21 protein-coding genes are annotated in these 23,089 nt (G+C 72.2%); 14 read left to right on the top strand and 7 right to left on the bottom strand.

What is annotated here, in order from left to right; all coding sequences use genetic code 11:
* The first annotated feature begins 63 nt into the window (after window positions 1–63).
* Window positions 64–1,461 (top strand): DUF6421 family protein, encoded by a 1,398-nt coding sequence (locus MJ607_RS10670; protein WP_243075575.1) that lies wholly within the window; start codon window positions 64–66, stop codon window positions 1,459–1,461.
* Between the two features lie 4 nt (window positions 1,462–1,465).
* Here the strand turns inward: MJ607_RS10670 and MJ607_RS10665 are convergent, their stop codons facing one another.
* A complete protein-coding gene (locus tag MJ607_RS10665; RefSeq protein WP_243075771.1) occupies window positions 1,466–2,788 on the bottom strand; it encodes an MFS transporter in 1,323 nt (440 codons plus the stop codon).
* Window positions 2,789–2,907: 119 nt separating this feature from the next.
* Between MJ607_RS10665 and MJ607_RS10660 the strand changes: the two genes are divergently transcribed.
* The 3 genes from MJ607_RS10660 to MJ607_RS10650 all read left to right on the top strand — a co-directional run bounded on the left by MJ607_RS10660 (window position 2,908) and on the right by MJ607_RS10650 (window position 5,364).
* Window positions 2,908–3,597 carry an SDR family oxidoreductase gene (locus MJ607_RS10660; RefSeq protein ID WP_243075574.1) on the top strand — a complete coding sequence of 230 codons (690 nt, stop codon included), beginning with the start codon at window positions 2,908–2,910 and terminating at the stop codon, window positions 3,595–3,597.
* Between the two features lie 133 nt (window positions 3,598–3,730).
* On the top strand, window positions 3,731–4,801 hold the full coding sequence (locus MJ607_RS10655; RefSeq protein WP_243075573.1) for a low specificity L-threonine aldolase: 1,071 nt from the start codon (window positions 3,731–3,733) through the stop codon (window positions 4,799–4,801).
* 128 nt (window positions 4,802–4,929) lie between these two features.
* A complete protein-coding gene (locus MJ607_RS10650) occupies window positions 4,930–5,364 on the top strand; it encodes a CHRD domain-containing protein (RefSeq protein ID WP_243075572.1) in 435 nt (144 codons plus the stop codon).
* Window positions 5,365–5,436: 72 nt separating this feature from the next.
* Here MJ607_RS10650 and MJ607_RS10645 read toward each other — a convergent pair whose 3' ends face one another.
* Window positions 5,437–7,023 (bottom strand): hypothetical protein, encoded by a 1,587-nt coding sequence (locus tag MJ607_RS10645; RefSeq protein ID WP_243075571.1) that lies wholly within the window; start codon window positions 7,021–7,023, stop codon window positions 5,437–5,439.
* 249 nt (window positions 7,024–7,272) lie between these two features.
* Window positions 7,273–7,941: an NUDIX hydrolase family protein gene (locus MJ607_RS10640; RefSeq protein ID WP_243075570.1), complete on the bottom strand. Its 669-nt coding sequence runs from the start codon at window positions 7,939–7,941 to the stop codon at window positions 7,273–7,275.
* A 54-nt stretch (window positions 7,942–7,995) separates the two neighbouring features.
* Between MJ607_RS10640 and MJ607_RS10635 the strand changes: the two genes are divergently transcribed.
* The 8 genes from MJ607_RS10635 (at window position 7,996) to MJ607_RS20200 (ending at window position 18,452) form a co-directional block, all read left to right on the top strand.
* Window positions 7,996–8,727, top strand: a complete 732-nt coding sequence (locus tag MJ607_RS10635) for an alpha/beta hydrolase (RefSeq protein ID WP_243075569.1) — start codon at window positions 7,996–7,998, stop codon at window positions 8,725–8,727.
* Window positions 8,728–8,997: 270 nt separating this feature from the next.
* Window positions 8,998–10,662, top strand: a complete 1,665-nt coding sequence (locus tag MJ607_RS10630; protein ID WP_243075568.1) for an ABC-F family ATP-binding cassette domain-containing protein — start codon at window positions 8,998–9,000, stop codon at window positions 10,660–10,662.
* A gap of 40 nt (window positions 10,663–10,702) precedes the next feature.
* Window positions 10,703–10,888, top strand: a complete 186-nt coding sequence (locus tag MJ607_RS10625; RefSeq protein WP_243075567.1) for a PspC domain-containing protein — start codon at window positions 10,703–10,705, stop codon at window positions 10,886–10,888.
* Between the two features lie 55 nt (window positions 10,889–10,943).
* The gene (locus MJ607_RS10620; protein WP_243075566.1) at window positions 10,944–15,734 is read left to right on the top strand and encodes an ATP-dependent helicase; all 4,791 of its coding nucleotides are present in this window, start codon (window positions 10,944–10,946) and stop codon (window positions 15,732–15,734) included.
* Between the two features lie 40 nt (window positions 15,735–15,774).
* A complete protein-coding gene (locus MJ607_RS10615) occupies window positions 15,775–16,548 on the top strand; it encodes a DNA-formamidopyrimidine glycosylase family protein (protein ID WP_243075565.1) in 774 nt (257 codons plus the stop codon).
* A gap of 104 nt (window positions 16,549–16,652) precedes the next feature.
* Window positions 16,653–17,222, top strand: a complete 570-nt coding sequence (locus MJ607_RS10610) for a hypothetical protein (RefSeq protein WP_243075564.1) — start codon at window positions 16,653–16,655, stop codon at window positions 17,220–17,222.
* Between the two features lie 106 nt (window positions 17,223–17,328).
* A complete protein-coding gene (locus tag MJ607_RS10605; RefSeq protein WP_243075563.1) occupies window positions 17,329–17,736 on the top strand; it encodes a transferase in 408 nt (135 codons plus the stop codon).
* A gap of 143 nt (window positions 17,737–17,879) precedes the next feature.
* Complete coding sequence (locus tag MJ607_RS20200) at window positions 17,880–18,452, top strand: thermonuclease family protein (protein ID WP_243075562.1); 573 nt, start codon at window positions 17,880–17,882, stop codon at window positions 18,450–18,452.
* Window positions 18,453–18,480: 28 nt separating this feature from the next.
* On the opposite strand, the gene MJ607_RS10595 is transcribed toward MJ607_RS20200, so the two are convergent.
* Entirely contained in the window at window positions 18,481–18,879 is a 399-nt protein-coding gene (locus MJ607_RS10595; protein ID WP_243075561.1) for a DUF1304 domain-containing protein, read from the bottom strand.
* A 33-nt stretch (window positions 18,880–18,912) separates the two neighbouring features.
* On the opposite strand from MJ607_RS10595, the gene MJ607_RS10590 reads away from it, so the two are divergent.
* Window positions 18,913–19,680, top strand: a complete 768-nt coding sequence (locus tag MJ607_RS10590; protein ID WP_243075560.1) for a LysR family substrate-binding domain-containing protein — start codon at window positions 18,913–18,915, stop codon at window positions 19,678–19,680.
* 64 nt (window positions 19,681–19,744) lie between these two features.
* Entirely contained in the window at window positions 19,745–20,524 is a 780-nt protein-coding gene (locus MJ607_RS10585) for a GMP synthase (protein WP_243075559.1), read from the top strand.
* Here MJ607_RS10585 and MJ607_RS10580 read toward each other — a convergent pair.
* The 3 genes from MJ607_RS10580 to MJ607_RS10570 form a co-directional block, all read right to left on the bottom strand.
* Window positions 20,495–21,328 (bottom strand): tryptophan-rich sensory protein, encoded by an 834-nt coding sequence (locus MJ607_RS10580; protein ID WP_243075558.1) that lies wholly within the window; start codon window positions 21,326–21,328, stop codon window positions 20,495–20,497. The genes MJ607_RS10585 and MJ607_RS10580 overlap by 30 nt on opposite strands.
* A gap of 63 nt (window positions 21,329–21,391) precedes the next feature.
* Window positions 21,392–21,880, bottom strand: a complete 489-nt coding sequence (locus MJ607_RS10575; RefSeq protein WP_243075557.1) for a glutaminase — start codon at window positions 21,878–21,880, stop codon at window positions 21,392–21,394.
* Window positions 21,877–23,076 carry a cation:proton antiporter gene (locus MJ607_RS10570; RefSeq protein WP_243075556.1) on the bottom strand — a complete coding sequence of 400 codons (1,200 nt, stop codon included), beginning with the start codon at window positions 23,074–23,076 and terminating at the stop codon, window positions 21,877–21,879. Before MJ607_RS10570 ends, MJ607_RS10575 begins: the two co-directional genes overlap by 4 nt.
* Window positions 23,077–23,089: the final 13 nt, after the last annotated feature.

Genomic DNA, 23,089 nt, shown 5'->3' with positions numbered 1-23,089 from the left:
GAATATCGGCATCCGGTGCACAATACCGAACATTTTCCTGTCACCTCTCGATCGGAGGCCCGCATGACCCTGACGCAGACCCCCACCAGTTCGGCCACCGTCGAGCACAGCCCCGCCTGGCTGCGGCTCAAGGATGCGGCGACGGCGCTGCACCCCCTGCAGGCCCAGGACGGCTCGGTGCCCGACCCCGACGACCGCGCGGAGGCGCGGTCCCACGTCGAGGCGATCGTCGAGGCGATCCGCGAGCTGACGCCCGCCTTCCCGCACGACGTCGAGTATCTCTCGGCCTCGATGCACGACTTCGAGCGCTGGGCGGACGGAGGATTCGGCATCCCGGACTTCTTCGACTCGCTCGTCGCGTTCCAGCCGCAGCGGCACCGGATCGACGGCATCCGTCATCTCGTCGTGTTCCCGATGTACACGCAGAACGGATCGCGCGACCGGCACGTGGAGGCCCTCATCGTCGAGGGGATCTGGCCCGAGTTCATCGCGCAGCTCGAGGCGGGCGACTACTCGAACAAGCTCTTCGTGTCGCTGCGCCTCATCGACTTCACCCCCGGCTACGACACGAACTCGGCCGTGCTGTTCCCCGAGACCGTCGCGATGCGAGAGATCCCGACCTTCACGTGGGGCGCGATCTTCCAGGACCGCGAAGCGGCGCGCTACCGCCGCGTCGTGCGCGCTGCATGCGAGATCACGAAGCTCGACATGCCCGACGACGCCGCACGCATGCTCGACGATCAGGCGCTCACCGAGCAGACCTTCGTCATGTGGGACATCATCCACGACCGCACCCACATGCGCGGCGATCTGCCCTTCGACCCGTTCATGATCAAGCAGCGGATGCCGTACTTCCTGTATTCGCTCGAGGAGCTGCGGTGCGACCTCACGGCGTTCCGCGAGTGCGTCGCGATCGAGCAGCGGCTCTCGGCCCGCGACGCCCTGGGGCAGGAGGCGCTGAGCGAAGCCGAGCAGGCGATGCTCGAGCACGCGCGGCTCGTGCAGTACGCCGTGATCTTCGACCGGATCTTCCGCTTCGCGATCACGGGCTCGCGCGTCCGCAACTACGACGGGGTCGGGGGGCAGCTGCTCTTCGCGTGGCTGCACCAGCGCGGCGTGCTGCACTGGACCGACACGTCGCTCGCGTTCGACTGGGACGACGTCCCGGCCGCCGTCGTCGCGCTCGGCGATGCCATCGACGAGCTGTACTGGAAGTCCATCGACCGGCCGAAGACGGCGCACTGGCTCGCGGCCTACGAGCTCGTGCGCGGCACGCTGACGCCGAACCCCGCCTCGACGTGGGCGCGCGGCCTCCCGGACGAGGTCCTCGCGGGCACGCCGAAGGGCTACACCGACGCGGTCCTGGACGACGAGTTCCCGCTGTCGATGTTCTACGAGGCGCTCGAGAAGAAGATGCGCGCCGTCATCGACTCGACCGAGGGCATCCGCGGCACCGACTGACGGGTCAGTCGTTCGCCGCGTCGGCGGCGACGGGCACTCCGGTCTCGTACTCGGCAGACAGCGTGCGGTAGGCGCGCGTCGTGAAGGCCAGCAGCCCGAGCGCGATCATCACGAGCCCCGAGAAGAAGAACACGAGCGCGATGCCGCGCGCCTCGCCCTCGCCGAGCAGCCATCCCCATGTCTGCTGACCCTCTTCGGAATCCATGTAGGGGATGATCCAGAACTGCGCGAGCGGAGCGATGAGGAACGCCGTCACGGGCGCGGCGGATGCCTCGAACGCCTGCGCGAAGCCGAACACGCGACCCTGCGTCTCGTAGGGGACGACCTTCTGGATGACCGTCTGCTCGGATGCCTCGACGACCGGGATGATGCACATGTACAGCCAGATCCCGAGGGCGTAGAGCCACCACCAGTCGCGGATCGTGAAGAGGCTGCCGAGCACGCCCATCGCGATGACGAAGAGCAGCATCGTCTTGATCGGGTTGCGACCGAGGCCGAACTTGGCGATGAGCGCGCCGCCGATGATGAACCCCGTCGCCGTGATGCCCAGGACGACGCCCCACCATTCGACGGGGAAGAGCGTGAGGCCGTAGGGGTCCATGAGCGCCATGTAGACGCCGCCGATGAGGTTGTTGAGCGTCGAGAACAGGATCAGGGCGAACAGGCCCGACACCGCCGCGACGGCCTTGACGCTTCCGCGCAGGTCGATGAGCGGCAGCTTCTCGGCGGAGGCGGCGGGCACCGCCTCGGGGATGCGGATGAAGAGCAGGTGGATGAGCGCCGCCGCCGTCAGGAACAGCGCGATCGCGAGCGTCCACCCCATGCCGAGCAGGCCGATCGCGAGGCCGCTGAAGATGCTCGTCACCATGAACGCCGCGCCCTGCACTGTGCCGACGAGACCGTTCGCGTTGGCGTGCCGCTCGACCGGCACGAGCAGCGTGACGGTCGTCGAGAGGGCGATGTTGCGCAGGTTCTCGACGACGGCGCCGAGCAGGATGATGACAGAGAAGACCCAGAACCACGGTCCGCCGAGGTCGATGAGCACGGCCTCGCCGAGCGCGAGCCACAGCACCCCCGCGACGACGAACGCGATGAGCGTCGCGACGCCGGAGAAGATCATGACGCGGTGCTTGCGGTGCTTGTCGACGACCGTGCCGAACAGCATGCCGAACAGGGCGATCAGCAGCATGTACGCGCCGCCGATGAGCCCCGTCGCGAGCACCGACTGCGTCTCGAGGTACGCCCAGAACGTCAGCGCGAACCAGAGGAAGCTCGTCGTGATGTTCGCGACCGCCGTGTTGACGAGCACCTGGACGAAGACGCGCATGCCGCCCGGAGGGGCGAGCGTCACCTCACCGGGCACGCCGGACGGATCGGTGTCGTGGGCCACTCCTCGAGGCTAACCACCCCCACCGACATGCGGAACCCGGATGCCAGGATGAGGGCATGACCGCTTCACTGCAGGGCTGCACGCTCCTCCTCGCGGGAGGGACGAGCCTCGCCGGGACCGTCGCGGCCCGGGCCGCGCTCGAGCGTGGCGCGCACGTCGTCGTCGCGGGGCGCGACCCCGCGAAGCTCGCCGCCCTCGCGGAAGAGCTCCCGGCCGTCGAGACGGCGGCGGTCGATCTGACCGACGAGGCCGCCGTGCGCGCGCTCGCGGGCGGCCTGCGCAGCGTCGGCACGCGGGTCGACGGCATCCTGCACCTCGTGGGCGGATGGCGCGGCGGCGGCGGGCTCGCGGGCCAGAGCGATGAGGACTTCCGCTTCCTCGAGCGATCGCTCACGGCCCTGCGGCACGTCACCCGCGCCTTCGACGATGATCTGCGGGAGTCGGATGCCGCGCGCCTCGCCATCGTGTCCTCGACGGCGCTCGACCGCCCCCTCGCGGGCGGCGCGAACTACGCCGCCGTCAAGGCCGCGAGCGAGGCGTGGACGCGAGCGGTCGCGCAGGGCTTCGCCAAGGCGGCGCGGGATGCCGGGCGGCCGCTGGAAGCGGCATCCGTCATCTTCCGTGTGAAATCGCTCGACGGACTCGAGCAGATCCTCGCGGAGTCCTTCCTCGGCCTGTTCGATGCGGACGCCGCCGATGTCAACGACACGGTCGTCACTCTCGGCGCCGAAGTCGATCGCGCATAACTCCGGCGATCCGGCCGCGAGCGGGGCCGGGAAGCGCTTCCGAGGCCCGCTCGGCGCCGACTCTCCGGAGTTGTGGACGGGCGGCGATGTGAACCGGCGGCCTCACACCCGCGCCGAACTAGGCTGGATGCCCGTGACCCCCCTGCATGACCCGAACATCCGCGGCTTCGCTTCCGACAACTATTCCGGCATCCACCCCGAGGTGCTCGCGGCGATCGCCGCGGCCAACGCGGGCCATCAGGTCGCGTACGGCGAGGACGCCTACACGGAGCGGCTGCAGGAGGTCGCGCGCCGGCACTTCGGCGACGTCGCCCTGGCCTTCCCCGTCTTCAACGGCACGGGCGCGAACGTCACGGGCCTGCAGTCGATGCTCCCCCGCTGGGGCGCCGTCGTCGCGGCGTCGACGGCGCACATCAACGTCGACGAGGGCGGGGCGCCCGAGCGCGTCGCCGGCATCAAGATCCTGAGCGTCCCTACCGACGACGGCAAGCTGACCCCCGAGCTCATCGACCGCGAGGCCTGGGGCTGGGGCGACGAGCACCGCGCGCAGCCGCTCGTCGTGTCGATCACGCAGTCGACCGAGCTCGGCACGCTCTACACGCCCGACGAGATCCGCGCCATCGCCGACCACATCCACCCGCTCGGCATGCGGCTGCACCTCGACGGTGCGCGCATCGCGAACGCCGCAGCCTCGCTCGACCTGCCGCTGCGCGCCTTCACGCGCGACGCGGGCGTCGACGTGCTGAGTCTCGGCGGCACGAAGAACGGCGCGATGCTCGGCGAGGCCGTCGTCGTGCTCGACCCCGCGGCATCCACGGGGCTGACCTACCTGCGCAAGTTCAACATGCAGCTCTCGTCGAAGATGCGCTTCGTCTCGGCACAGCTCATCGCACTGCTCGAGGGCGATCTGTGGCTGCGCAACGCCCACCACTCCAACGCGATGGCGCAGCGACTGCGCGCGGGCGTCGAGGCCGGCCTTGCCGACGGCTCGATCAGGGGCGTCGCGTTCACGCAGCCGACGCAGGCGAACGGCGTCTTCGCGAGGCTGCCCGACGGCGTCGCCGACCGGCTGCGCGAGAGCTTCCGCTTCTATGACTGGGATGCCGCCAAGAACGAGGTCCGCTGGATGTGCAGCTTCGACACGCACGAGGACGACGTCGACGCGTTCATCGCGGCGATCGCCCGCGAGACCTCCGCGGCCTGACGGCCCTCGCCCGTTCCGTGCTCCGGCGCGGATCGCGGCCCTCGCGCGCCGCGCACCCTTGTGACGGCGGAGACGCAGGCGTACCGTGCGGTTCGAGCGGGCACCCACACACAGAAGTGAGGATGCACATGCACACCACAGTTCGCGCGGCGCTCGTCGTCGCGGCCGTCAGCGCGTTCCTGGTCGGGACGAGCGCGGCGGCACAGGCCGCTCCCGCGCTGCCGCTCAATCCGGGCCAAGAGGTCGCGGAGATCGACAGCGACGGTCACGGCTTCTTCACCTACGAGATCGACGGCGACCAGTTCTGCTGGACGCTCGACGTCTGGGGTCTCACGACGCCGGCCGCTGCGGCGCACGTCCATGAGGCGGCGCGGAACGTCAACGGCGGCATCAGGATCCACCTCGAGACGCTCCCCCGGACCTCGTTCGAGACCGCGGGGTGCGAGACCGTGTCGGACACGGCGCTGCTCATGCGGATTCAGGAGAATCCGCGCGGGTTCTACGTCAACGTGCACACGTCGACGTACCCCGGCGGCGAGATCCGCGGGCAGCTGAAGAAGTAGCGCGAACCACCGGGCGGGATCGCTCCCGCCCGGCGGCGTCGTGGTCATGAGGCCGGGCCGCGGCCCGATGCCTCAGCCGTGGTGCTCGTGCGCGGGCTGCTCGCCCTCGTGCGCGTCGCCCTGCGCGTCGTCCTGGGCGTCGGCGGCCTGCTCGACGAGCTCGGCGAGCTCGGCGTCGACGTCGTCGACCGAGACATCGCCGACCGAGATCTCGTCGACCGACGCCTCGTCGGTCGAGCCGGCGACGGGCGCGAGGGCGTCCGCGCCGAGGAACGGCTCAGTCGCCTGCTCGGCGCCCTCGAGGGTCATCTCGGGGCGGATGAGCTCCTTGACCTCGGCCATGAAGCTCATGAGCTGGTGCTGCTGCCAGCGCAGCTGACGCGTGCGGTCCTCGGCGTCGCGCAGCACCGACTGCGAGTGCGTCGTGACGGTGTCGATGATCTTCTGCGCCTTGACCCGCGCGCGGTCGAGCTGCTCGCGGGCGCGAATGTTGGCGTCCGCCTCGATCTGCTGCGCCTGCGCGCGCATCAGTCGGTCGAAGTCGTCGGCCTTGGCGCCGACGCGCTGTGCGTGCTCGAGCGACGCCGCGACCTGGTCGTTGGCGTCCTGAGTGATGCGCTCCGCGTGCGCGACGGCCTGGTTGTGCAGCACGAGGAACTCCTGCTGCGCGTCGTCCTGGCGGCGCGTGAGCGACTCCTCGAACTCGAGGGCGCGCACCCGCAGCTCGCGGACGGCCTCTTCGGCCTCGGAACGGGAGAGCCCCGTCTCGCGCGCGACGAGCGAGCGCAGCGCCGCGGCGCCCCTCTCGGCCTCGCTGCGGATCGCGGCGGCCTCCTGCTCGGCCTGCGAGACCTTCTCGGCCGCGTGCGCGGCCTCGCGCTCGAGACGCGCCTGGTGCGCCATGAGCTCGGTCTCGATCTTCAGGCGCGCCTGCTGCGCATCGTGCCCGGCCTGCGTGCGGATGGCCTCGGCCTCGGCCTGGACCTCCTTGCGGCGGTTCTCGATCTCGCTGCGCGACGCCTCCAGCAGCCGGTCGCCCTGGATGCTCGCGTTGCGGATGACCTGGCTCGCCTGCTCCTCGGCGACGCGGAGGATCTCCTCGAACTGCGGGCGGTTCCCGGTCTCGCCGCCGCCGTCGACGAGCTCGTCGGTCAGCGTCTTGACGCGCGACTCGGCCTTCGTGGCGCGCGCGGTGGCGGCCGTGAGCTCGGCCTCGAGGCGCTCGACGGTCTCGCGGCTCGTCTCGGTCGCCGCGGCCACCTCGGCCTGGATGCTCTGCTCGGCCTTCGCGATGCGCGTGTTGGCGGCCGTGAGCTTGGCCTGGAAGCGCTCGAGGTTCTCGCGGTTGCGGGTCTCGGCCGCCGCGAGCTTCGCGTCGGACTCGGCCTGCAGGCGCTCGAGTGCCTCGCGGCTCTGGTCGCCTGCCGTCTCGTTCACGCGGCGGTAGCGCTCCTCGAGGAACGCGATCTCGGCGCTGTCGGCGCGCATGCGCGAGGTCAGACGGGCGATCGCGGAGTCGACCTCGTCCTTGTCGTACCCCCGGAAGACCGTCGCGAACGACGACTCGGCGGGCGCGGCCGCGGCGCCGCCGAGCAGCTCCTCGAAGGGCGCGACCTCTTCGAGCCCGGGGTTCCGGGCGGGAATCTGCTGATCGGACATCTGTGTCTCCGCTTCTCGTGGGTCAGAGGATCACGGCGGGCAGGCCGGACGGACGGCCCTGCCGACGCACGGGCACCTCTGAGAGGGGGGACAGCGAGGAAGGCGAGGGACGTCGCGATCCGTCGCGACACCGGGGGGGTCGGCGCGTTTGCGCCTCGGGTAGCAGGAATCCTACCTGGCGAAACCGAGACGAATCCCCGCGCGCGGGGACACCGCGGGCACGGGCCGCTCACCCCTCGTCGCGACGACTCAGCGCAGTGCGCCGACGCTCGCGAGGGCGAGGCGCACGAGCGTCGCGCGGCCGCCCTCCATCTCGGCGGCGAGGGCGTCGGATGCCGCTTCCTCCGGCGTCATCCACGTCACCTCGAGCGCGTCCTGGCGCGGCTCGCACGTGCCCGTCACGGGCACGACGAACGCGAGCGACACGGCGTGCTGGCGGTCGTCGTGGAAGGGGCTGAGACCCGGCATCGGGAAGTACTCGGCGACCGTGAACGGCACGGGCTGCGGCGGGAGGAGGGGGAAGGCCATCGGCCCCAGGTCGTTCTCGAGGTGGCGGAAGAGCGCGTCGCGCACCGTCTCGCTGTACCGCACCCGCCCCGAGACGATCGACCGCGTGATCTCGCCGAGCGGGGTCGCGCGCAAGAGGATCCCGACCTGCGTCACGGCGCCCACGCCGTCGGTTCGGACCGGAATCGCCTCGACGTAGAGAATCGGCAGGCGGCGACGCGCCTCAGCGAGCTCGATGTCGGTGAGCCAGCCGGGGTTCGCGGCGTTGCCCGGCGCCGGCGAGCCGAACGACCCGTCGCCCACGGGGCGCCCCGAGACGCCGAAGCTCGCGCCGATGCCGCCGAGCGGATCGCGCGGCGTGCCCTGGTCGTCGCTCTCGTTCGGATCGGGATCAGGCGTGCGCACCGGCATGACTCCTGTATACCCCACACCCCGCGCGCGGGGCCGACTGGGAGGATGGAAGGCATGACGGATGCTTCGCCCACTCCAGACGCCGCCGGCGCGTCGCCCGGAGCCTCCGGGCGCGTGGACCCGGATTCGCCGCAGACCCCGCACCTCGATCACGGCATCGTCCTGTGGTCGGCACCGGAGACAGAGCGGGCGGGGCGCCCCCTCCTGGTCCTGCTGCACGGCTACGGCGCTGACGAGCGCGACCTCTTCGGCCTCGTCCCGTACCTGCCGCCCGAGTTCGTCGTCGCCGCCGTCCGGGCGCCGCTGAGCCCGCCGTGGCCCGCGCCCGGCTACTCCTGGTACCCGATCGAGGGGCTCGACGGGCGTGACGGAGACAAGACGACGGCGGCGGCATCCCGATTCCTGCACTGGCTCGACGTCGTCGCACCCGCGCCCGCGCCCGTCGGCATGCTGGGGTTCTCGCAGGGCGGCGCCGTCGCGCTGCAGGCGATGCGCCTCGAGCCGGAGCGCTTCGCGTTCGCCGTCAATCTGTCGGGCTATGCGACGCCGGGGGACCTGCCGGGCGACGCCTCGCTCGCCGAGCGCAAGCCGCCCGTCTTCTGGGGCCGCGGGACGAACGACGACGTCATCCCGGAGTTCCTCGTCGCGCACAGCGTCGACTGGCTGCCCGCGCACGTCGAGCTGAGCGGCCGCGTGTACGCGGGGCTCACGCACAGCGTGTCGGAGCAGGAGCTCACCGACGTGCGGACGTTCCTCGACAAGCAGCTCGAGGCGCTCGCCGGCTGAGCCGCTGAGCCGCGCGGGGACGTTGCCCGTTTCCTTCCCAGGATCGGTTCGCTATGCTGGCCCGGTCCTTGTCCCGAGTGTGAGGAAAGCCGTTGACGGAGATCGTCGCTTCCGCGCTGTGACCACGCGCTGATCCGTCGACCCTCGACGCGTCTGCGCCCCGATCCGCGCTGACCCGTCGAACTCCGCCGCCTTCCTGCCTCCGGCATTCTCGTCCGAGCGCTCCGCGGCTCCTCGGTGTCAGTGCATACACGACACCTCGGAGACCTGATGCCCGCTCATACCTTCACCCCTTCCGTCGTCCTCGACGACGTCACCTTCACCTGGCCCGACGGGACGACCGCGCTCGCGGGCGTCTCGGGAGCCTTCGGCTCCGGCCGTACGGGCCTCGTCGGCCGCAACGGCTCGGGCAAGTCCACACTGCTGCGCCTCGTCGCGGGCGAGCTCGCGCCGGACAGCGGCCGGGTTTCGCGGTCGACGGATGCCGCGTACCTCCCGCAGCGGCTGACGCTCGACGTCGACCGCCCCGTCGCCGACCTGCTCGGCGTCGGCTCGGCGCTGCGCGCCCTGCGCGCGATCGAGGCGGGCGATCCCGATCCTCGCCACTTCGACGCCGTCGGGGCCGACTGGGACATCGAGGCCCGCGCGCACACCGCGCTCGCCGAGGCGGGCCTGGCACCCGACATGCTCGAGCGACGCGTCGGCGCGCTGTCGGGCGGCGAGGCGATGCTCACGGCGATCGCGGGCATCCGGCTGCGCGGTGCTCCCGTCGTGCTGCTCGACGAGCCGACGAACAACCTCGACCGCGACGCCCGGGCACGGCTCTACTCGATGGTGCAGAACTGGCGCGGAGCGCTCATCGTCGTGAGCCACGACACGGCGCTGCTCGAGCTCGTGGACGACACGGCCGAGCTGTACGCGAACGAGCTGTCGGTGTTCGGCGGGCCGTACTCGGCCTGGCGCGCGTGGCTGGATGCCGAGCAGGGCGCCGCCCGGCAGGCCGAGCGGTCGGCGGCGCAGGCCGTCAAGCGCGAGAAGCGCGAGCGCATCGAGGCCGAGTCCAAGCTCGCAAAGCGCGCCGCGATGGGTCGCAAGGCCCAGTTCCAGAAGCGCGTGCCCCCGATCGTCGCGGGCAACCTCCAGCGCGCCGCGCAGGTATCGGCGGGCAAGATGCGGGGCGAGAAGGCCGATCGCGAGGCCTCCGCGCGGGCGGTGCTCGACGCAGCCGAGCGCCGCGTTCGCGACGACGACGCGCTGCGCATCGACCTGCCCGACCCCGACGTGCCGGCGGGGCGCCGCATCGCGACGGTCGGCGACGGCGTCCAATCGTGGACGGTGCAGGGCCCGGAGAGGGTCGCGCTGATCGGCCCCAACGGGTCGGGCAAGACGACCCTGCTCGAGAGGCTCGTCGGGCCGGTCGTGCACAACTCCGGAGATCCGGCGGAATCGACATGGGATAGCGCGCTGACGGACCGCGGCGCGCCGATCCTCCGGAGTTGTGCACGAGCGACGGCGCTCACCGACCGGATCGGCTACCTGCCGCAGCGTATGGACGGGCTCGACGAGGCGGCGTCCGCGCTCGAGAACATCGCGGCGGGCGCCCCCGAGATCCCGACGGGAGAGCTGCGCAATCGCCTCGCGCGGTTCCTCATCCGCGGCGACGCCGCGATGCGGCCCGTCGCGACGCTCTCGGGCGGCGAGCGGTTCCGCGTCGCGCTCGCGCGGCTGCTGCTGGCCGACCCGCCCCCGCAGCTGCTCGTGCTCGACGAGCCGACGAACAACCTCGACCTCGACACGGTCGACCGGCTCGTCGAGGCGCTCTCGGCCTACCGCGGCGCGGTGCTCGTCGTGAGCCACGACGACGCATTCCTCGAGCGACTCGGCGTGAACCTCGTGCTCGAGCTCTCGCAGGACGGCACGATCGCGGAGCAGTGACGTCTACCGGTGCGGGGAGGATGAGGGCAGGATGGGCGGCATGGCCCAACTCGTCCGACCCCGCGCCGGCCGCGTCATCGGCGGCGTCTGCCTCGCTATCGCGAACCGCTTCGAGATGAGCGTCACCGTCGTGCGCGTGCTCATGGTCGGGTCGGTCGTGTTCTTCGGGCTCTCCCTCTGGCTCTATCTGCTGCTCTGGCTGCTCATCCCCCTCGAGCGCTACTGACGCCCGCTGCTCGCAGCGCGGCCCGCATGTCGGAACCCGGGGCGAGGATAGAGGGATGAGCGACGCTTCGACAAGCTCAGCGCGGGCGACGCTCGAGCGGTTCAGCCCAGCCACGCAGGACTGGTTCCGCGGCGCGTTCGCGGCGCCCACCTCGGCGCAGATCGGCGCGTGGGACGCGATCTCGCACGGCAAGCACGCGCTGGTCGTCGCGCCGACGGGCTCGGGCAAGACGCTGTCGGCGTTCCTCTGGGCGATCGACCGCGTCTTCCGCGACAAGCCCGCGGCCGTGGCAGCCGGCAAGAAGCGAGCCCGGGAGTCCGCGGCATCCCCCACCCGCATCCTCTACATCTCTCCCCTCAAGGCGCTCGGCGTCGACGTCGAGCGCAATCTCCGCTCGCCGCTCGTCGGCATCGGCCAGTCGGCGCGCAGGCTGGGGCTGTCGGTTCCGGATGTCACGGTCGGAGTCCGCTCGGGAGACACGACCTCGAGCGACCGCCGCAAGCTCGTGACGGCTCCGCCCGACATCCTCATCACGACGCCCGAGTCGCTGTACCTCATGCTCACGAGCCAGGCTGGGCAGACGCTCGCGAACGTGCACACCGTGATCGTCGACGAGGTGCACGCCGTCGCGGCGACCAAACGCGGCGCGCACCTCGCCGTGAGCCTCGAGCGGCTCGACGCGCTGCGCGAGTCCCTCGCGCCGGGCTCGCCCCCGGCGCAGCGCATCGGCCTCTCGGCGACGGTGCGACCCATCGACGAGGTCGCGCGGTTCCTCGGCGGCGCGGCCCCCGTCGAGATCGTCGCGCCGAAGGCCTCGAAGACGTTCGACCTGAGCGTCGTCGTGCCGGTCGACGACATGCTCAACCCGCCGCCCCCGGCCGCCGAACCCGAGCCCGTCTCCGAGTCGGCGACCGACGAGGACTGGTTCGCGCCGCCGCGCCCCGAGTCGACCGAGGTGACGGGCTCGCTGTGGCCGCACGTCGAGGAGGCGATCGTCGATCGCATCCTGCAGCATCAGTCGACGATCGTCTTCGTCAACTCGCGCCGCCTCGGCGAGCGCCTGACCGGCCGCCTCAACGAGATCTACTCGGAGCGACTGGGGCTCGAGCTGGCGGAGCAGACGATCCCTGCAGGGATGCGGGCCCACGGAGCAGAGGCTCCGGACGGCGCGTATGCGCCGTCTGGAGGGGCGATCGGGGAGGCGCAGGCGGGAGCGACAGCCGGCGCCGCACCTGTGCTCGCGAAGGCCCACCACGGGTCGGTCTCGAAAGAGCAGCGTGCGCAGGTCGAGGAGGAGCTCAAGTCCGGCATCCTGCGCTGCGTCGTGGCGACGTCGAGTCTCGAACTCGGCATCGACATGGGCGCGGTCGACCTCGTCATCCAGGTCGAGGCTCCGCCGTCGGCCGCGTCGGGGCTGCAGCGCGTGGGCCGCGCGGGGCACCAGGTCGGCGAGATCAGTCGCGCCGCGCTCTTCCCCAAGCACCGCGGCGACGTCCTGCACACCGCGATCGTCACGGAGCGCATGCTCTCGGGGCGCATCGAGGCGATCGCCGTGCCACAGAATCCGCTCGACATCCTCGCGCAGCAGACCGTCGCGGCATGCGCGGTCGGTCCCGTCGACGTCGAGGGCTGGTACGAGACGGTCAAGCGCAGCGCGCCGTTCCGCGCGCTCCCCCGCTCGGCGTACGAGGCGACGCTCGACCTGCTCGCGGGCCGCTACCCCTCCGACGAGTTCGCAGAGCTGCGGCCCCGTCTCGTGTGGGACCGCGACCTCGGGGTGCTCACCGGCCGACCCGGCGCGCAGCGCATCGCAGTCACGAGCGGCGGCACGATCCCCGACCGCGGCCTCTTCGGCGTCTTCGTCGCGGGCGAGACGCGCAACGCCCGCGTCGGCGAGCTCGACGAGGAGATGGTCTACGAGTCGCGCGTCAACGACGTCTTCACTCTCGGCACGACGAGCTGGCGCATCGCCGAGATCACGCACGACCGCGTGAACGTCGTGCCCGCCTTCGGCCAGCCCGGCAAGGTGCCGTTCTGGCACGGCGACGGACTGGGCAGGCCCGCCGAGCTCGGCGAGGCGCTCGGCGCGTTCGCGCGCGAAGTGTCGGCCGCGAAGCCAGAGGCCGCCGAGGAGCGGCTCATCGAGGCAGGGCTCGACGCCAACGCGCGCGGCAACCTGATGGCGTATCTCGCCGAGCAGCGCGAGGCGACCGGCACGCTGCCCACCGACCGCTCGCTCACGGTCGAACGCGGCCGCGACGAGGTCGGCGACTGGCGCATCATCCTGCATTCTCCGTACGGCATGCCGGTGCACGCCCCGTGGGCGCTGGCCGTCGGCGCGCGCATCCGCGAGCGGCTCGGCGTCGACGGGTCGGCGGTCGCGAGCGACGACGGCATCATCGCGCGGATTCCGGATGCCACGGCCGAGCCGCCCGGAGCCGAGCTGTTCGTCTTCGACGCCGACGAGCTCGAGCAGCTCGTGACGGACGAGGTCGGCGGCTCGGCGCTGTTCGCGTCACGCTTCCGGGAGTGCGCCGCACGCGCCCTGCTCCTGCCGCGCCTCAATCCCAACCGCCGCAGTCCGCTGTGGCAGCAGCGGCAGCGCTCGGCGCAGCTGCTCGAGGTCGCGCGGCGGCATCCGACGTTCCCGATCATCCTCGAGACCCTCCGCGAGGTGCTGCAGGATGTGTACGACGTCCCGGCCCTCCTGCGCATCGCGCGCGGCATCGGCGACCGCCGCATCCGGCTCGTCGAGACCGAGCCCTCGCAGCCCTCGCCGTACGCGCGCGATCTGCTCTTCGGCTACGTGGGCGCATTCATGTACGAGGGCGACTCGCCCCTCGCCGAACGCCGAGCCGCCGCACTCTCGGTCGACCCCGCGCTGCTGTCGGAGCTGCTCGGCAAGGTCGAGATGCGCGAGCTGCTCGACCCCGACGTCATCCTGCAGTTCGAGCGCGAGGCCCAGCGGCTCGACCCCGATCGGCGCGCGCGCGGTGCCGAGGGGGTTGCAGACCTGCTCCGGATGCTGGGTCCACTCGACGCCGCAGAGGTCGCTGTGCGGCTCGAGCCGGCCGACGGCGCCGCCCAGCCCGCCGACGGCGCGGGCGCGGCGACCGCGGCCGAGGCGTCGGCGCACCTCGACGCGCTCATCGCGGCGCGGCGCGCGATACCCGTCACGATCGGCGGAGCATCCCGGGTCGCGGCGATCGAAGACGCCGGCCGCCTGCGCGATGCGCTCGGCGCCGCGCTGCCCGTCGGCATCCCGACCGCGTTCCTCGATCCGCTCGCCGATCCACTGGGCGATCTCGTCGCGCGGCACGCCCGTACCCACGGTCCCTTCACGGCCGACGCGGTCGCGCTGCGGTTCGGCGTGGGCGTGGCCGTCGTGCGGCAGACGCTGCAGCGCCTCGAATCGCAGGGGCGCGTCGCCTCCGGCTTCTTCCTCCCCGCAGCGGCCGGCGGCGGGGGCGACGACACCGAATGGTGCGACACCGCCGTGCTGCGACGGCTGCGGATGCGCTCGCTCGCCGCGATCCGCGGCAGCGTCGAGCCAGTCTCGCAAGAGGCGTACGCCCGCTTCCTTCCCACGTGGCAGCACGTGACCCGGCCGCTCGAGGGGATCGACGGCGTCGCGGCCGTGATCGAGCAGCTCGCGGGCGTGCCGATCCCCGCGAGCGCATGGGAGGCGCTCGTGCTTCCCTCGCGCGTCGCGGACTACGCCCCCGCGATGCTCGACGAGCTGACGGCGACGGGCGAGGTCGTCTGGTCGGGCCACGGTGCGCTGCCCGGACGCGACGGCTGGATCGCACTGCATCCCGCTGACACCGCTCCGCTCACGCTCGCTGCCGCCGACGAGGTCGACGGCAGCCTCGAAGCGCAGCTGCTCGCGGCGCTCGGCGGGGGCGGCGCGTACTTCGCGGCGCAGCTGCGGCAGCTGACGGGCGCCGAGAACGAGCAGTCGATCATCGAGGCCCTCTGGAACCTCACGTGGAGCGGGCGCATCACGAACGACACCTTCGCCCCCGTGCGCACGCTCATCGCGGGCGGGTCGCAGGCCCACAAGGTTTCGCGCCGCGCACCACGGACGCGGATGTACAGGGGCGCGGCGGCGCGGACTGTCGCGGCATCCGTCCCTCCGCGTCCCCCCTCGATCGGGGGCCGCTGGTCGCTGCTGCCCGAACCCGAGCCCGACGCGGCGATGCGCGCGACGGCCGCGGCGAGTCTGCTGCTCGACCGGTACGGCGTCGTGACGCGCGGCGCGGTGCAGTCCGAGGGCGTCCCGGGCGGCTTCGCGCAGGTGTACCGCGTGCTGGCGGGCTTCGAAGAGGCGGGCCACTGCCGCCGCGGGTACGTCATCGAGCGGCTGGGCGCGGCGCAGTTCGCGGCCTCGGCGACGGTCGATCGGCTGCGCGAGTTCGCAGCCCTCCCCGATCCGGCGCCGCTGCGCGCGGTGACCCTCGCGGCGACAGACCCCGCGAATCCGTACGGCGCTGCCCTCGGCTGGGCGGCCCTCGAGGGCGTGGGGCATCGGCCGGGGCGCAAGGCGGGAGCGCTCGTCGTGCTCGTCGACGGCACGCTCACCCTGTATCTCGAGCGCGGCGGAAAATCCGCGCTCGCCTTCACCGACGATGCCGAACGCCTCGCGGCGGCCGCGCGAGACCTCGCCGCGACGGCGCGCGCGCGTCGACTCGACACCCTCACGATCGAGCAGGTCAACGGCGTCTTCGTCTACACGACGTCGGTCGGGCAGGCGCTGCGCGATGCCGGATTCGTCGAGTCTCCGCGCGGGCTCACGCTGCGCCGGCTCACGGCGGGCGATGCCGCGCGGGAGGCGACACGTGCCTGAATCGGCCCCCACGCCTGCGGCCGTCGCGCGGAGGTGACGCGTGCCTGAGGGCGACACCGTCTTCCGCACGGCGCGGCGGCTGAACGACGCGCTCGCGGGGCAGGAGGTGACGCGGTTCGAGCTGCGCGTTCCGCAGGCCGCCACGGTCGACCTGCGGGGCGAGACCGTGCACGGCGTCGTCTCGCGCGGCAAGCACCTGCTGCACCGCATCGGGGACTGGAGTCTGCACTCGCATCTCAAGATGGAGGGCGAATGGCACGTCTACCGCCCCGGCGAGAAGTGGCGCGCGCCCGCCTTCAAGGCCCGCGCGATCGTCGGGACGAACGCGAGCGAGACCGTCGGGTTCGACCTCGCGCAGATCGAGGTCGTGCCGACGCGGGACGAAGAGCGCCTCGTCGGGCACCTCGGCCCGGACCCCCTGTCGGACGACTGGGACCCGGCGGAGGCCGCGCGGCGCCTGGGCGCCGATGCGCGGGCCGTCCACGTCGCACTGCAGGATCAGCGCAGCATCGCGGGCTTCGGCAACGAGTACGTCAATGAGATCCTGTTCGTGCGCGGCATCCTGCCCACAACACCGGCGGATCAGACGGATGCCGCGGCGCTCGTCGACCTCGGAGCCCGCATGATCCGGGCGAACCGCGACCGCTCGGGCCGGACCTTCACGGGCGATCCGCGCGCGGGCCGCTCGACGTGGGTCTACGGGCGGGCGGGGAGACCGTGCCGGCGCTGCGGCACGATCATCCGGGGCGGGTCGCTCGGGGCGGACCCGACGCGGGAGCGCAACGTGTTCTGGTGCCCGTCCTGCCAGCGCTGAGGCGACCGCGATTCACACCGCACGGGCGAGCGTCCGTCGCCGTGCGCGCCGTCGGGGATAGCGTGCTGTCGAGGCAGACGCCCTGCCGAGTGGAGGAGCCTCTCATGTCGAAGTCGCACGGGACGCCGCGGCGTCTGCGGGCGTTCGCGTTCGCGATCGCGGCATCCGCCCTGCTGCTCTCGGGATGCTCGCTCATCGAGGGCGGCCTCCCCTCGCCGACCATCACGCTGCCGTCCCCCACGATCACGCTGCCGTCCCCCACGGTCACGCTCCCCGAGCCCAGCCGCACTCCGATCCTGCCGACGCGCACGGCCGAGCCGTCGCCGACGGCGGAGCCCACCGTCGAGCCGACCCGTCAACCCACGATCGAGCCGACCGTCGCACCGCCCGAGCCCACCGTCGCGCCGCCCGAGCCCACCGTCGCACCGACCGAGCCGGCCGCGTCGCCGACCGCGACACCCACCCCGACGCCGACGGCCACTCCCACGCCCACGCCGACTCCGACGCCGACCGAATCGGCGTCGCCGAGCCCCGAAGCGGCACCTGATGACGGCGGCACCGCGAGCTGGGTGCCCTGGGTCGTGGGTCTCGGACTCGCCGCCCTCGTGGCCGCGATCATCTATCTCGTCGCCCGCCGTCCCCGCGCGAAGACGCCGGATTCACCCGAAGTCTGAGCCGCTTCACAGCGCCCTGACAGCCCGCGCGCATGCGCGGGAATGAAACTCCTGCGAACCCCGTTATTTCATTACTCGGTGCTCAGAGGCACCGCAGGAGGGGACCGTGGGCAAGAACTACATCGACATCGAGAACGACCGTGGCGAGACGCTGCGCTATCGCAAGCACACCAACGGGCGCGGCTTGATCGCGCACGGCGCGAAGGTCCACCCGAGCGCGATCGTCGAGGTGGGCGCCTATGTCGAGCCCGGGGTCCAGATCGCCGCGGGGGCTCACGTCGGCCGCGGGGTATGGGTCGAATCGGATGCCGTCATCGGCCCGGACGCCGACATCGCGCCGCACGCCCACATCGGCTCGCGCGCTGCGATCGGGGCGGGCGCGAAGATCGGCGTGCGCACGCAGGTCGGCCGCGATGCACGCGTGGCGGTCGGCTCGCTCATCGGCGACGACGAGACGATCGGCGACGGCGAGAACGTCGCGACGGACCGCCGCGGGCTGCGCCTGGCCGCCTGACCCTGGCCCTGGCCCACTGGGCTGTCGTCGCTGGGCGACGGCGCGGGCTGTTCTCGAGCGCCCACGACGTTCCCGTTGACGACGCGGACGACGCTCGCTGAGAGCCGGAGCGGGATGTCGGGGCCCGCGGCTAGGGTCTGTCTGTGCGAGCAGGAGTCCGCGCGATCCTGACGGTCGCGATCATCGGTGCCGTCGTCGTGGGTCTGTGGTGGTACCTCCACCCCTTCCAGTCCTCGTGCTGCGATGAGCCGGTCGCGGTGCCGGGCGTCGAGGTTCCGGCCCGGCCCGCCGACGCGTTCCCGATGACCGTCGCCTCGGTATGGGACGGCGACACGCTGCGCGCGACGCCGCAGGCTCCGAACGACGCGATGCCGACGGCGGACGAGGTGCGCGTGCGCCTCATCGGGATCGACACCCCCGAACTCGGCGACCCGAGCGAGTGCGGGGCGGAGGACGCACGCACTCATCTCGCAACGCTCGCCCCCGAGGGATCGACGCTCTGGGCCGCGTTCGACGTCGACCCGCAGGACCGCTACGAGCGGTATCTGCTCTACCTCTGGACCGACGACGGCCGCTTCATCAACCACGAACTCGTCGCGGCGGGCGATGCCGAGGCGATGGCGGTCGAGCCGAACCACGCCTACGCGACGCTCTTCACGTCGACGGAGGCGGCCGCCCGTGCTCAGGACGTGGGGCAGTGGGGCGTGTGCGGCTGACAGCCGCCGCCCGTAACGCGCGCGAACCTCAGACGAAGAGGAACAGCACGAACCCGATCAGCGGGAGGGTGCCCTGGATGAGCGCCGGGCGCAGATACTTCGAGCCCGTCGTGATCAGCACGAGCGCCGCCGCGACCATCGACGCGAGGCTGAACAGCACGAGGGTGCGCCCCGCGACGTCGGCGACAGTTCCCGGGCCGCCCGCCCAGAACAGCGCGAGCCCGATGATCGCGCCCACCGCGAGGAACAGGTTGTAGAAGCCCTGGTTGTACGCCATCGGCTTCGTCGCATCGGCCGTCGCCTGGTCGGGGACTCCGAACCGCTTCCAGATGCGTGGCTGGGTCCACTGCACGCTCTCCATGACGAAGATGTAGACGTGCAGCAGGGCGGCGAGCCCGGCGAAGACCGTCGCAAGGATGGGGATCATGAGCGAACGATAGCGCCCCGGTACGCTGACGGGATGGCGAAGGGCGGTGGTTCACGAGGCGCGCCCCGGAAGGGGCGGAAGGATGCCGCCCCCCGCCGCCTCGGCGGAGCGTCGGCCAAGCCCGCGAAGCCGAAGTCCGCGAAGCCGCCGCAGCGCCGCGCGCCCCAGCCGAGTCCGCAGGCGCCCGACGCGCCGGCCCTCGAGCTGCCGACGTCGTTCGTCCTCGGCGCGGTCCCCGGCGCGACGCCCGGCAAGTGGATCGACACGTGGCGCGAGCGGATGCCGCACGTCGAGCTCGACCTCCGGCCCCTCGCCGCCGCCGACCAGCGGGCGGAACTCGCGGGCGGGGCGCTCGATGCCGCGATCGTCCGTCTCCCGATCGAGCGCGACGGCCTGCACGTCATCCCGCTGTACGACGAGGTCGCGGTCGTCGTCGTGTCGAAGGATTCGCACCTGACGGCGGCGGACGAGCTCGAGCTCTCCGACCTCGCGGGCGAGATCGTCATCACGCCCGCCGACGATGTGCTGGGGCTCGAGATCCCGGATGCCGTCGCTCCGGCCTTCGCGCCCCCCGCGACGACGGAGGAGGCCATCGCGACGGTCGCGGCCGGCGTCGGCGCGGTCATCGTGCCGATGTCGCTCGCGCGCCTGCACCGGCGGCGGGACGCGGCATCCATCCCCCTTCGCGACGGTCCGATCTCGTCCGTCGCGCTCGCGTGGCCCGCCGACCGCACCACGCCGCTCGTCGAGGCGTTCGTCGGGATCGTCCGGGGCCGCACGGCGAATTCGTCGCGCGCGTAAGCGGCCGGGACGCCGCGTGACGGTGGACAGGCGGGAGAGGGCCGTCGCGTCCTAGAATCGCGCCATGACGCGTCCGCCGCTGCTGTACGTCTGCGTGCGCCCGCAGCAGGGCGCCGCGGTGGCCGAGTACGAGTCGTTCCGGCAGGCGACGAGGCTCGACGAGTCGGGCCTCGCCCAGCACGACCTCGTCCGCGAGCCGCTGCCCGACGACGTCTTCGACCGCTACAGCGGCTTCCTCGTCGGCGGGAGCCCCTTCAACACGACGGATCCCGAGTCGACGAAGACCGACGTGCAGCGCCGCCTCGAAGCGGACCTCGAGCGGATCGCGGCGCGGGCCGCCTCCGCCGAGACGACCGCGCTCTTCACGTGCTACGGCATCGGCGTCGTGACGCGGCTGCTCGGCGGCGAAGTGAGTCGCGCCTACCCCGAGGACACGGGCGCGACCGTCGTGAGCCTCGTGCCCGAGGCGCAGTCCGATCCGATCTTCGGCGAGCTCGCGACGCGATTCTCGGCGCTCACGGCGCACAAGGAGGGCTCGGCCGAGCCGCCTCCGGGCGGCATCCTGCTCGCGACCAATCCGCAGTGTCCCGTGCAGGCGTACCGCGTCGGCGACCGCCTCTATGCGACGCAGTTCCACCCCGAGCCCACCACGAAGGCGTTCACGCGGCGCATGGCCGTGTACCGCGATGACGGGTACTTCGATGCGCGCGACTACGACCGCATCGCGGGACAGGTGCTCGCGGCATCCGTCACCGAACCCGTGCGCCTCCTGCGCGCCTTCGCCCGCAGATTCGGGCCGGCTGAGCTCGCCGCGTCACGGCCGGAACCACCGACTGCCCCGTGACGCGCGCCGCACGCCCATCGCGACCGGCACGACGAGGACGATGACGGCGACGGCGATCGCGGCGATGCCGATGGGCGTGCTCGCGGGCTCGCCCGTGAGCCGGCCGACCCCGAGCCAGCCGAGGCCCCACGCGATGGCGAGGCCCGGTGCGAAGCGCCCGCGGCCGGCCACGGCGATCGCGACGCCGATGGCCGCGACGACCGCGAGGACGACGACACCCCACACGTCGGGCAGCGCGACGTCGAGGTCCGAGGCCGTGAGCCACGCCGCTGTGTTCGCGACGCTCGCGAGCGTGACCCAGCCGAGGTGCAGGCCCGTCGTGCCGTCGATGAAGATCCGGTCGGCGATGCCCTCGGCGGGCACGGCGACGGTCCGCTGGAATGTGACCCCGAGCGCGGCGGCGAGCAGCAGGATCACGACGACGGTCACGGGGAGCGTCGCGAACTGCGCCGCGAGGAGCCACAGGCCGTTGAGCAGCGCCGTGAGGGCGACCCACCAGCCGATCGCGCGCTGACGGCGGTCGCCGCGCTGCCCCGGCAGCGCCTGCCACACGGTGTAGGCGATGAGGAGCAGGTAGATCGCGCTCCAGATCGAGAACGCAGGGCCCGCGGGCGCGAGATACGAGCCGTCGGTGTCGAGCGCACCGCCCTGGAGGTCCTGCACGGGCGTGCCGCCGAGGGCCCCCGTGCCGACGGCGGCCGCGACGATCATGAAGCACGTCGCGCAGATGATGGCGATCTGGCGGGCGAGGTCGGCGGGACGGGATGCCGCGTCGAGGTGCGGCGAGGTTGCTGCGGCGGTCATGCGACCGACGATACGGACGAGACGGGTCGCGCCGCGCGGGCTTGACAGACGCCCCGCGCCGGCTCAGCTCGCGCCCGGCGGTGGCTCGGTCAGCAGCGAGACGCGCTCCGCAAGGTAGCCCTCGAGGGGTGCGAATCCGCCGCGCGGGCTCCAGCGGACGCTCGGCACGCCGTCCACGAGAGCGAGGGGACCGGATGCCGCGCCCGCGGCCACCGCCGCGAGATCGAGCACCGTCCAGCCGAGGTGGACTGTCGCACCCTCGGCGAACCCGCCGCGCCGCGCCGCGGCCATGAGCGCCGCGCGCTGCCGCTGCGACTCGGCGGTGTACCCGCGGCGCGCCTCCTCGCGTGCGCGGATGATGTCGCCCGTCGCGAGGACGGCGTCGTCCGCGAGGAGGAGGACGCCGAGGTGCCACGCCGCTCCGCGCGGCACGATCCGCGGCGCGCGCTGCACGCCGAGCACGCGGCGCGGCTGGACGAGCTCGCCGAGCCCTTCGCGCTCCACCCCCTCGAGGCGAGCGCGAGCGGACGCGAACAGCTCCTCGAGGCTCACGCGAGGTCGTCCTCGAGGGGCGCGGTCGCCGTGACGGGCTCACGACGGATGAGCGTGCCGATGAGCGGATACAGCAGCACCGACAGCATCCCGGCCCCGACGAGTGCCGAAGCGACGCCGCTCGTGATGATCTTCTCGTCGACGCCGATCGCCGTGACGGCGACGATGATCGGCAGCCCCGTGGCTCCGAAGAACGCGACGGCGATGCGGTCGCGCCTGTCTGCGTCGAGGGGCGCGGCGAGCATGGAGGGGACTCCGCGGATCAGCAGGAGGAGCACGAGGATCAGCGGCAGCGCGAGCAGCAGCGCCGGGTCGGCGAGGAGCGCCGCGAGGTCGAACGTGACGCCCGTGTAGATGAAGAAGATCGGCACGAGGAAGCCGAAGGCGACGGCCTCGATCTTGCTCTCGACGGCCTCTCGCGCGGCGGGCTCGGCGTCGCGCATGAGGAGCCGCCATACGATGCCGGCCGTGAACGCGCCGAGCAGCATGTCCAGGTCGAGCAGGACGCTGACGGCGACGAGCACCGCGAGGATCAGGAACACGACGCGGATCGCGAACTGCCCCGACGTGTGCAGACTCGCGTCGACGAAGCGGTGCAGGGCCCCCTGCGGCATCCGGAACGCCCACCAGATCGCGAGGCCCGCGACCGCCATGAAGACGAGCAGCACGATCGTCGCGATCCCCGGGCTGCGCCCGCCGAGGAAGAGCGAGATCGCGATGAGCGGTCCGAACTCGCCGATCGCCCCGACTGCTGAGATCGTCTGACCGAAGGGCGTGCGCAGCTCGCCCTCGTCGCGAAGGATCGGCATGAGCGTGCCGAGCGCCGTCGAGCACAGCGCGATGCCGATCACGACGGCCGCCTCGCCGGGCGCGAGGAGCCAGGCCGCGCCGATGCCCGCTGCGAGGCTCACGAACCATCCGCCGATCGCCCGGCGGCCCGTGCGGCCGCGGAAGGCGCCGAACTCGATCTCGGAGCCCGCGACGAAGAACAGCATCGCGAGTCCGTAGTTCGAGAGCATCTCGGCGAACTCCGCCGGCTGCGCCCAGCCCAGCACGGACGGCCCGACGACGATGCCGAGCACGAGCTCGAACACGACGATCGGCACCCGCACCCAGCGGCCGAGCACGCGCGCGACGAGTGGCGCGAGGACCGCGAGGACCGGGATGAGGAAGATCGTCGCATCCAGTCCGGTCACGCGTTCAGGGTAG

Origin of the sequence: Microbacterium sp. SS28 (assembly GCF_022761035.1) — a bacterium.
Classification (GTDB): Bacteria; Actinomycetota; Actinomycetes; order Actinomycetales; family Microbacteriaceae; genus Microbacterium.
Note: the sequence above shows the minus strand (reverse complement) of the source record. Positions and strands in the feature narration are given on the sequence as shown.

Coding starts and splice junctions, on each gene's coding strand:
- MJ607_RS10645 (WP_243075571.1), bottom strand. CDS start 7,023: ATGTCCGATCAGCAGATTCCCGCCCGGAACCCCGGGCTCGAAGAGGTC.
- MJ607_RS10595 (WP_243075561.1), bottom strand. CDS start 18,879: ATGATCCCCATCCTTGCGACGGTCTTCGCCGGGCTCGCCGCCCTGCTG.
- MJ607_RS10665 (WP_243075771.1), bottom strand. CDS start 2,788: ATGCGCGTCTTCGTCCAGGTGCTCGTCAACACGGCGGTCGCGAACATC.
- MJ607_RS10650 (WP_243075572.1), top strand. CDS start 4,930: ATGCACACCACAGTTCGCGCGGCGCTCGTCGTCGCGGCCGTCAGCGCG.
- MJ607_RS10620 (WP_243075566.1), top strand. CDS start 10,944: ATGAGCGACGCTTCGACAAGCTCAGCGCGGGCGACGCTCGAGCGGTTC.
- MJ607_RS10590 (WP_243075560.1), top strand. CDS start 18,913: ATGGCGAAGGGCGGTGGTTCACGAGGCGCGCCCCGGAAGGGGCGGAAG.
- MJ607_RS10670 (WP_243075575.1), top strand. CDS start 64: ATGACCCTGACGCAGACCCCCACCAGTTCGGCCACCGTCGAGCACAGC.
- MJ607_RS10635 (WP_243075569.1), top strand. CDS start 7,996: ATGACGGATGCTTCGCCCACTCCAGACGCCGCCGGCGCGTCGCCCGGA.
- MJ607_RS10625 (WP_243075567.1), top strand. CDS start 10,703: ATGGCCCAACTCGTCCGACCCCGCGCCGGCCGCGTCATCGGCGGCGTC.
- MJ607_RS10630 (WP_243075568.1), top strand. CDS start 8,998: ATGCCCGCTCATACCTTCACCCCTTCCGTCGTCCTCGACGACGTCACC.
- MJ607_RS10640 (WP_243075570.1), bottom strand. CDS start 7,941: ATGCCGGTGCGCACGCCTGATCCCGATCCGAACGAGAGCGACGACCAG.
- MJ607_RS10660 (WP_243075574.1), top strand. CDS start 2,908: ATGACCGCTTCACTGCAGGGCTGCACGCTCCTCCTCGCGGGAGGGACG.
- MJ607_RS10610 (WP_243075564.1), top strand. CDS start 16,653: ATGTCGAAGTCGCACGGGACGCCGCGGCGTCTGCGGGCGTTCGCGTTC.
- MJ607_RS10580 (WP_243075558.1), bottom strand. CDS start 21,328: ATGACCGCCGCAGCAACCTCGCCGCACCTCGACGCGGCATCCCGTCCC.
- MJ607_RS10585 (WP_243075559.1), top strand. CDS start 19,745: ATGACGCGTCCGCCGCTGCTGTACGTCTGCGTGCGCCCGCAGCAGGGC.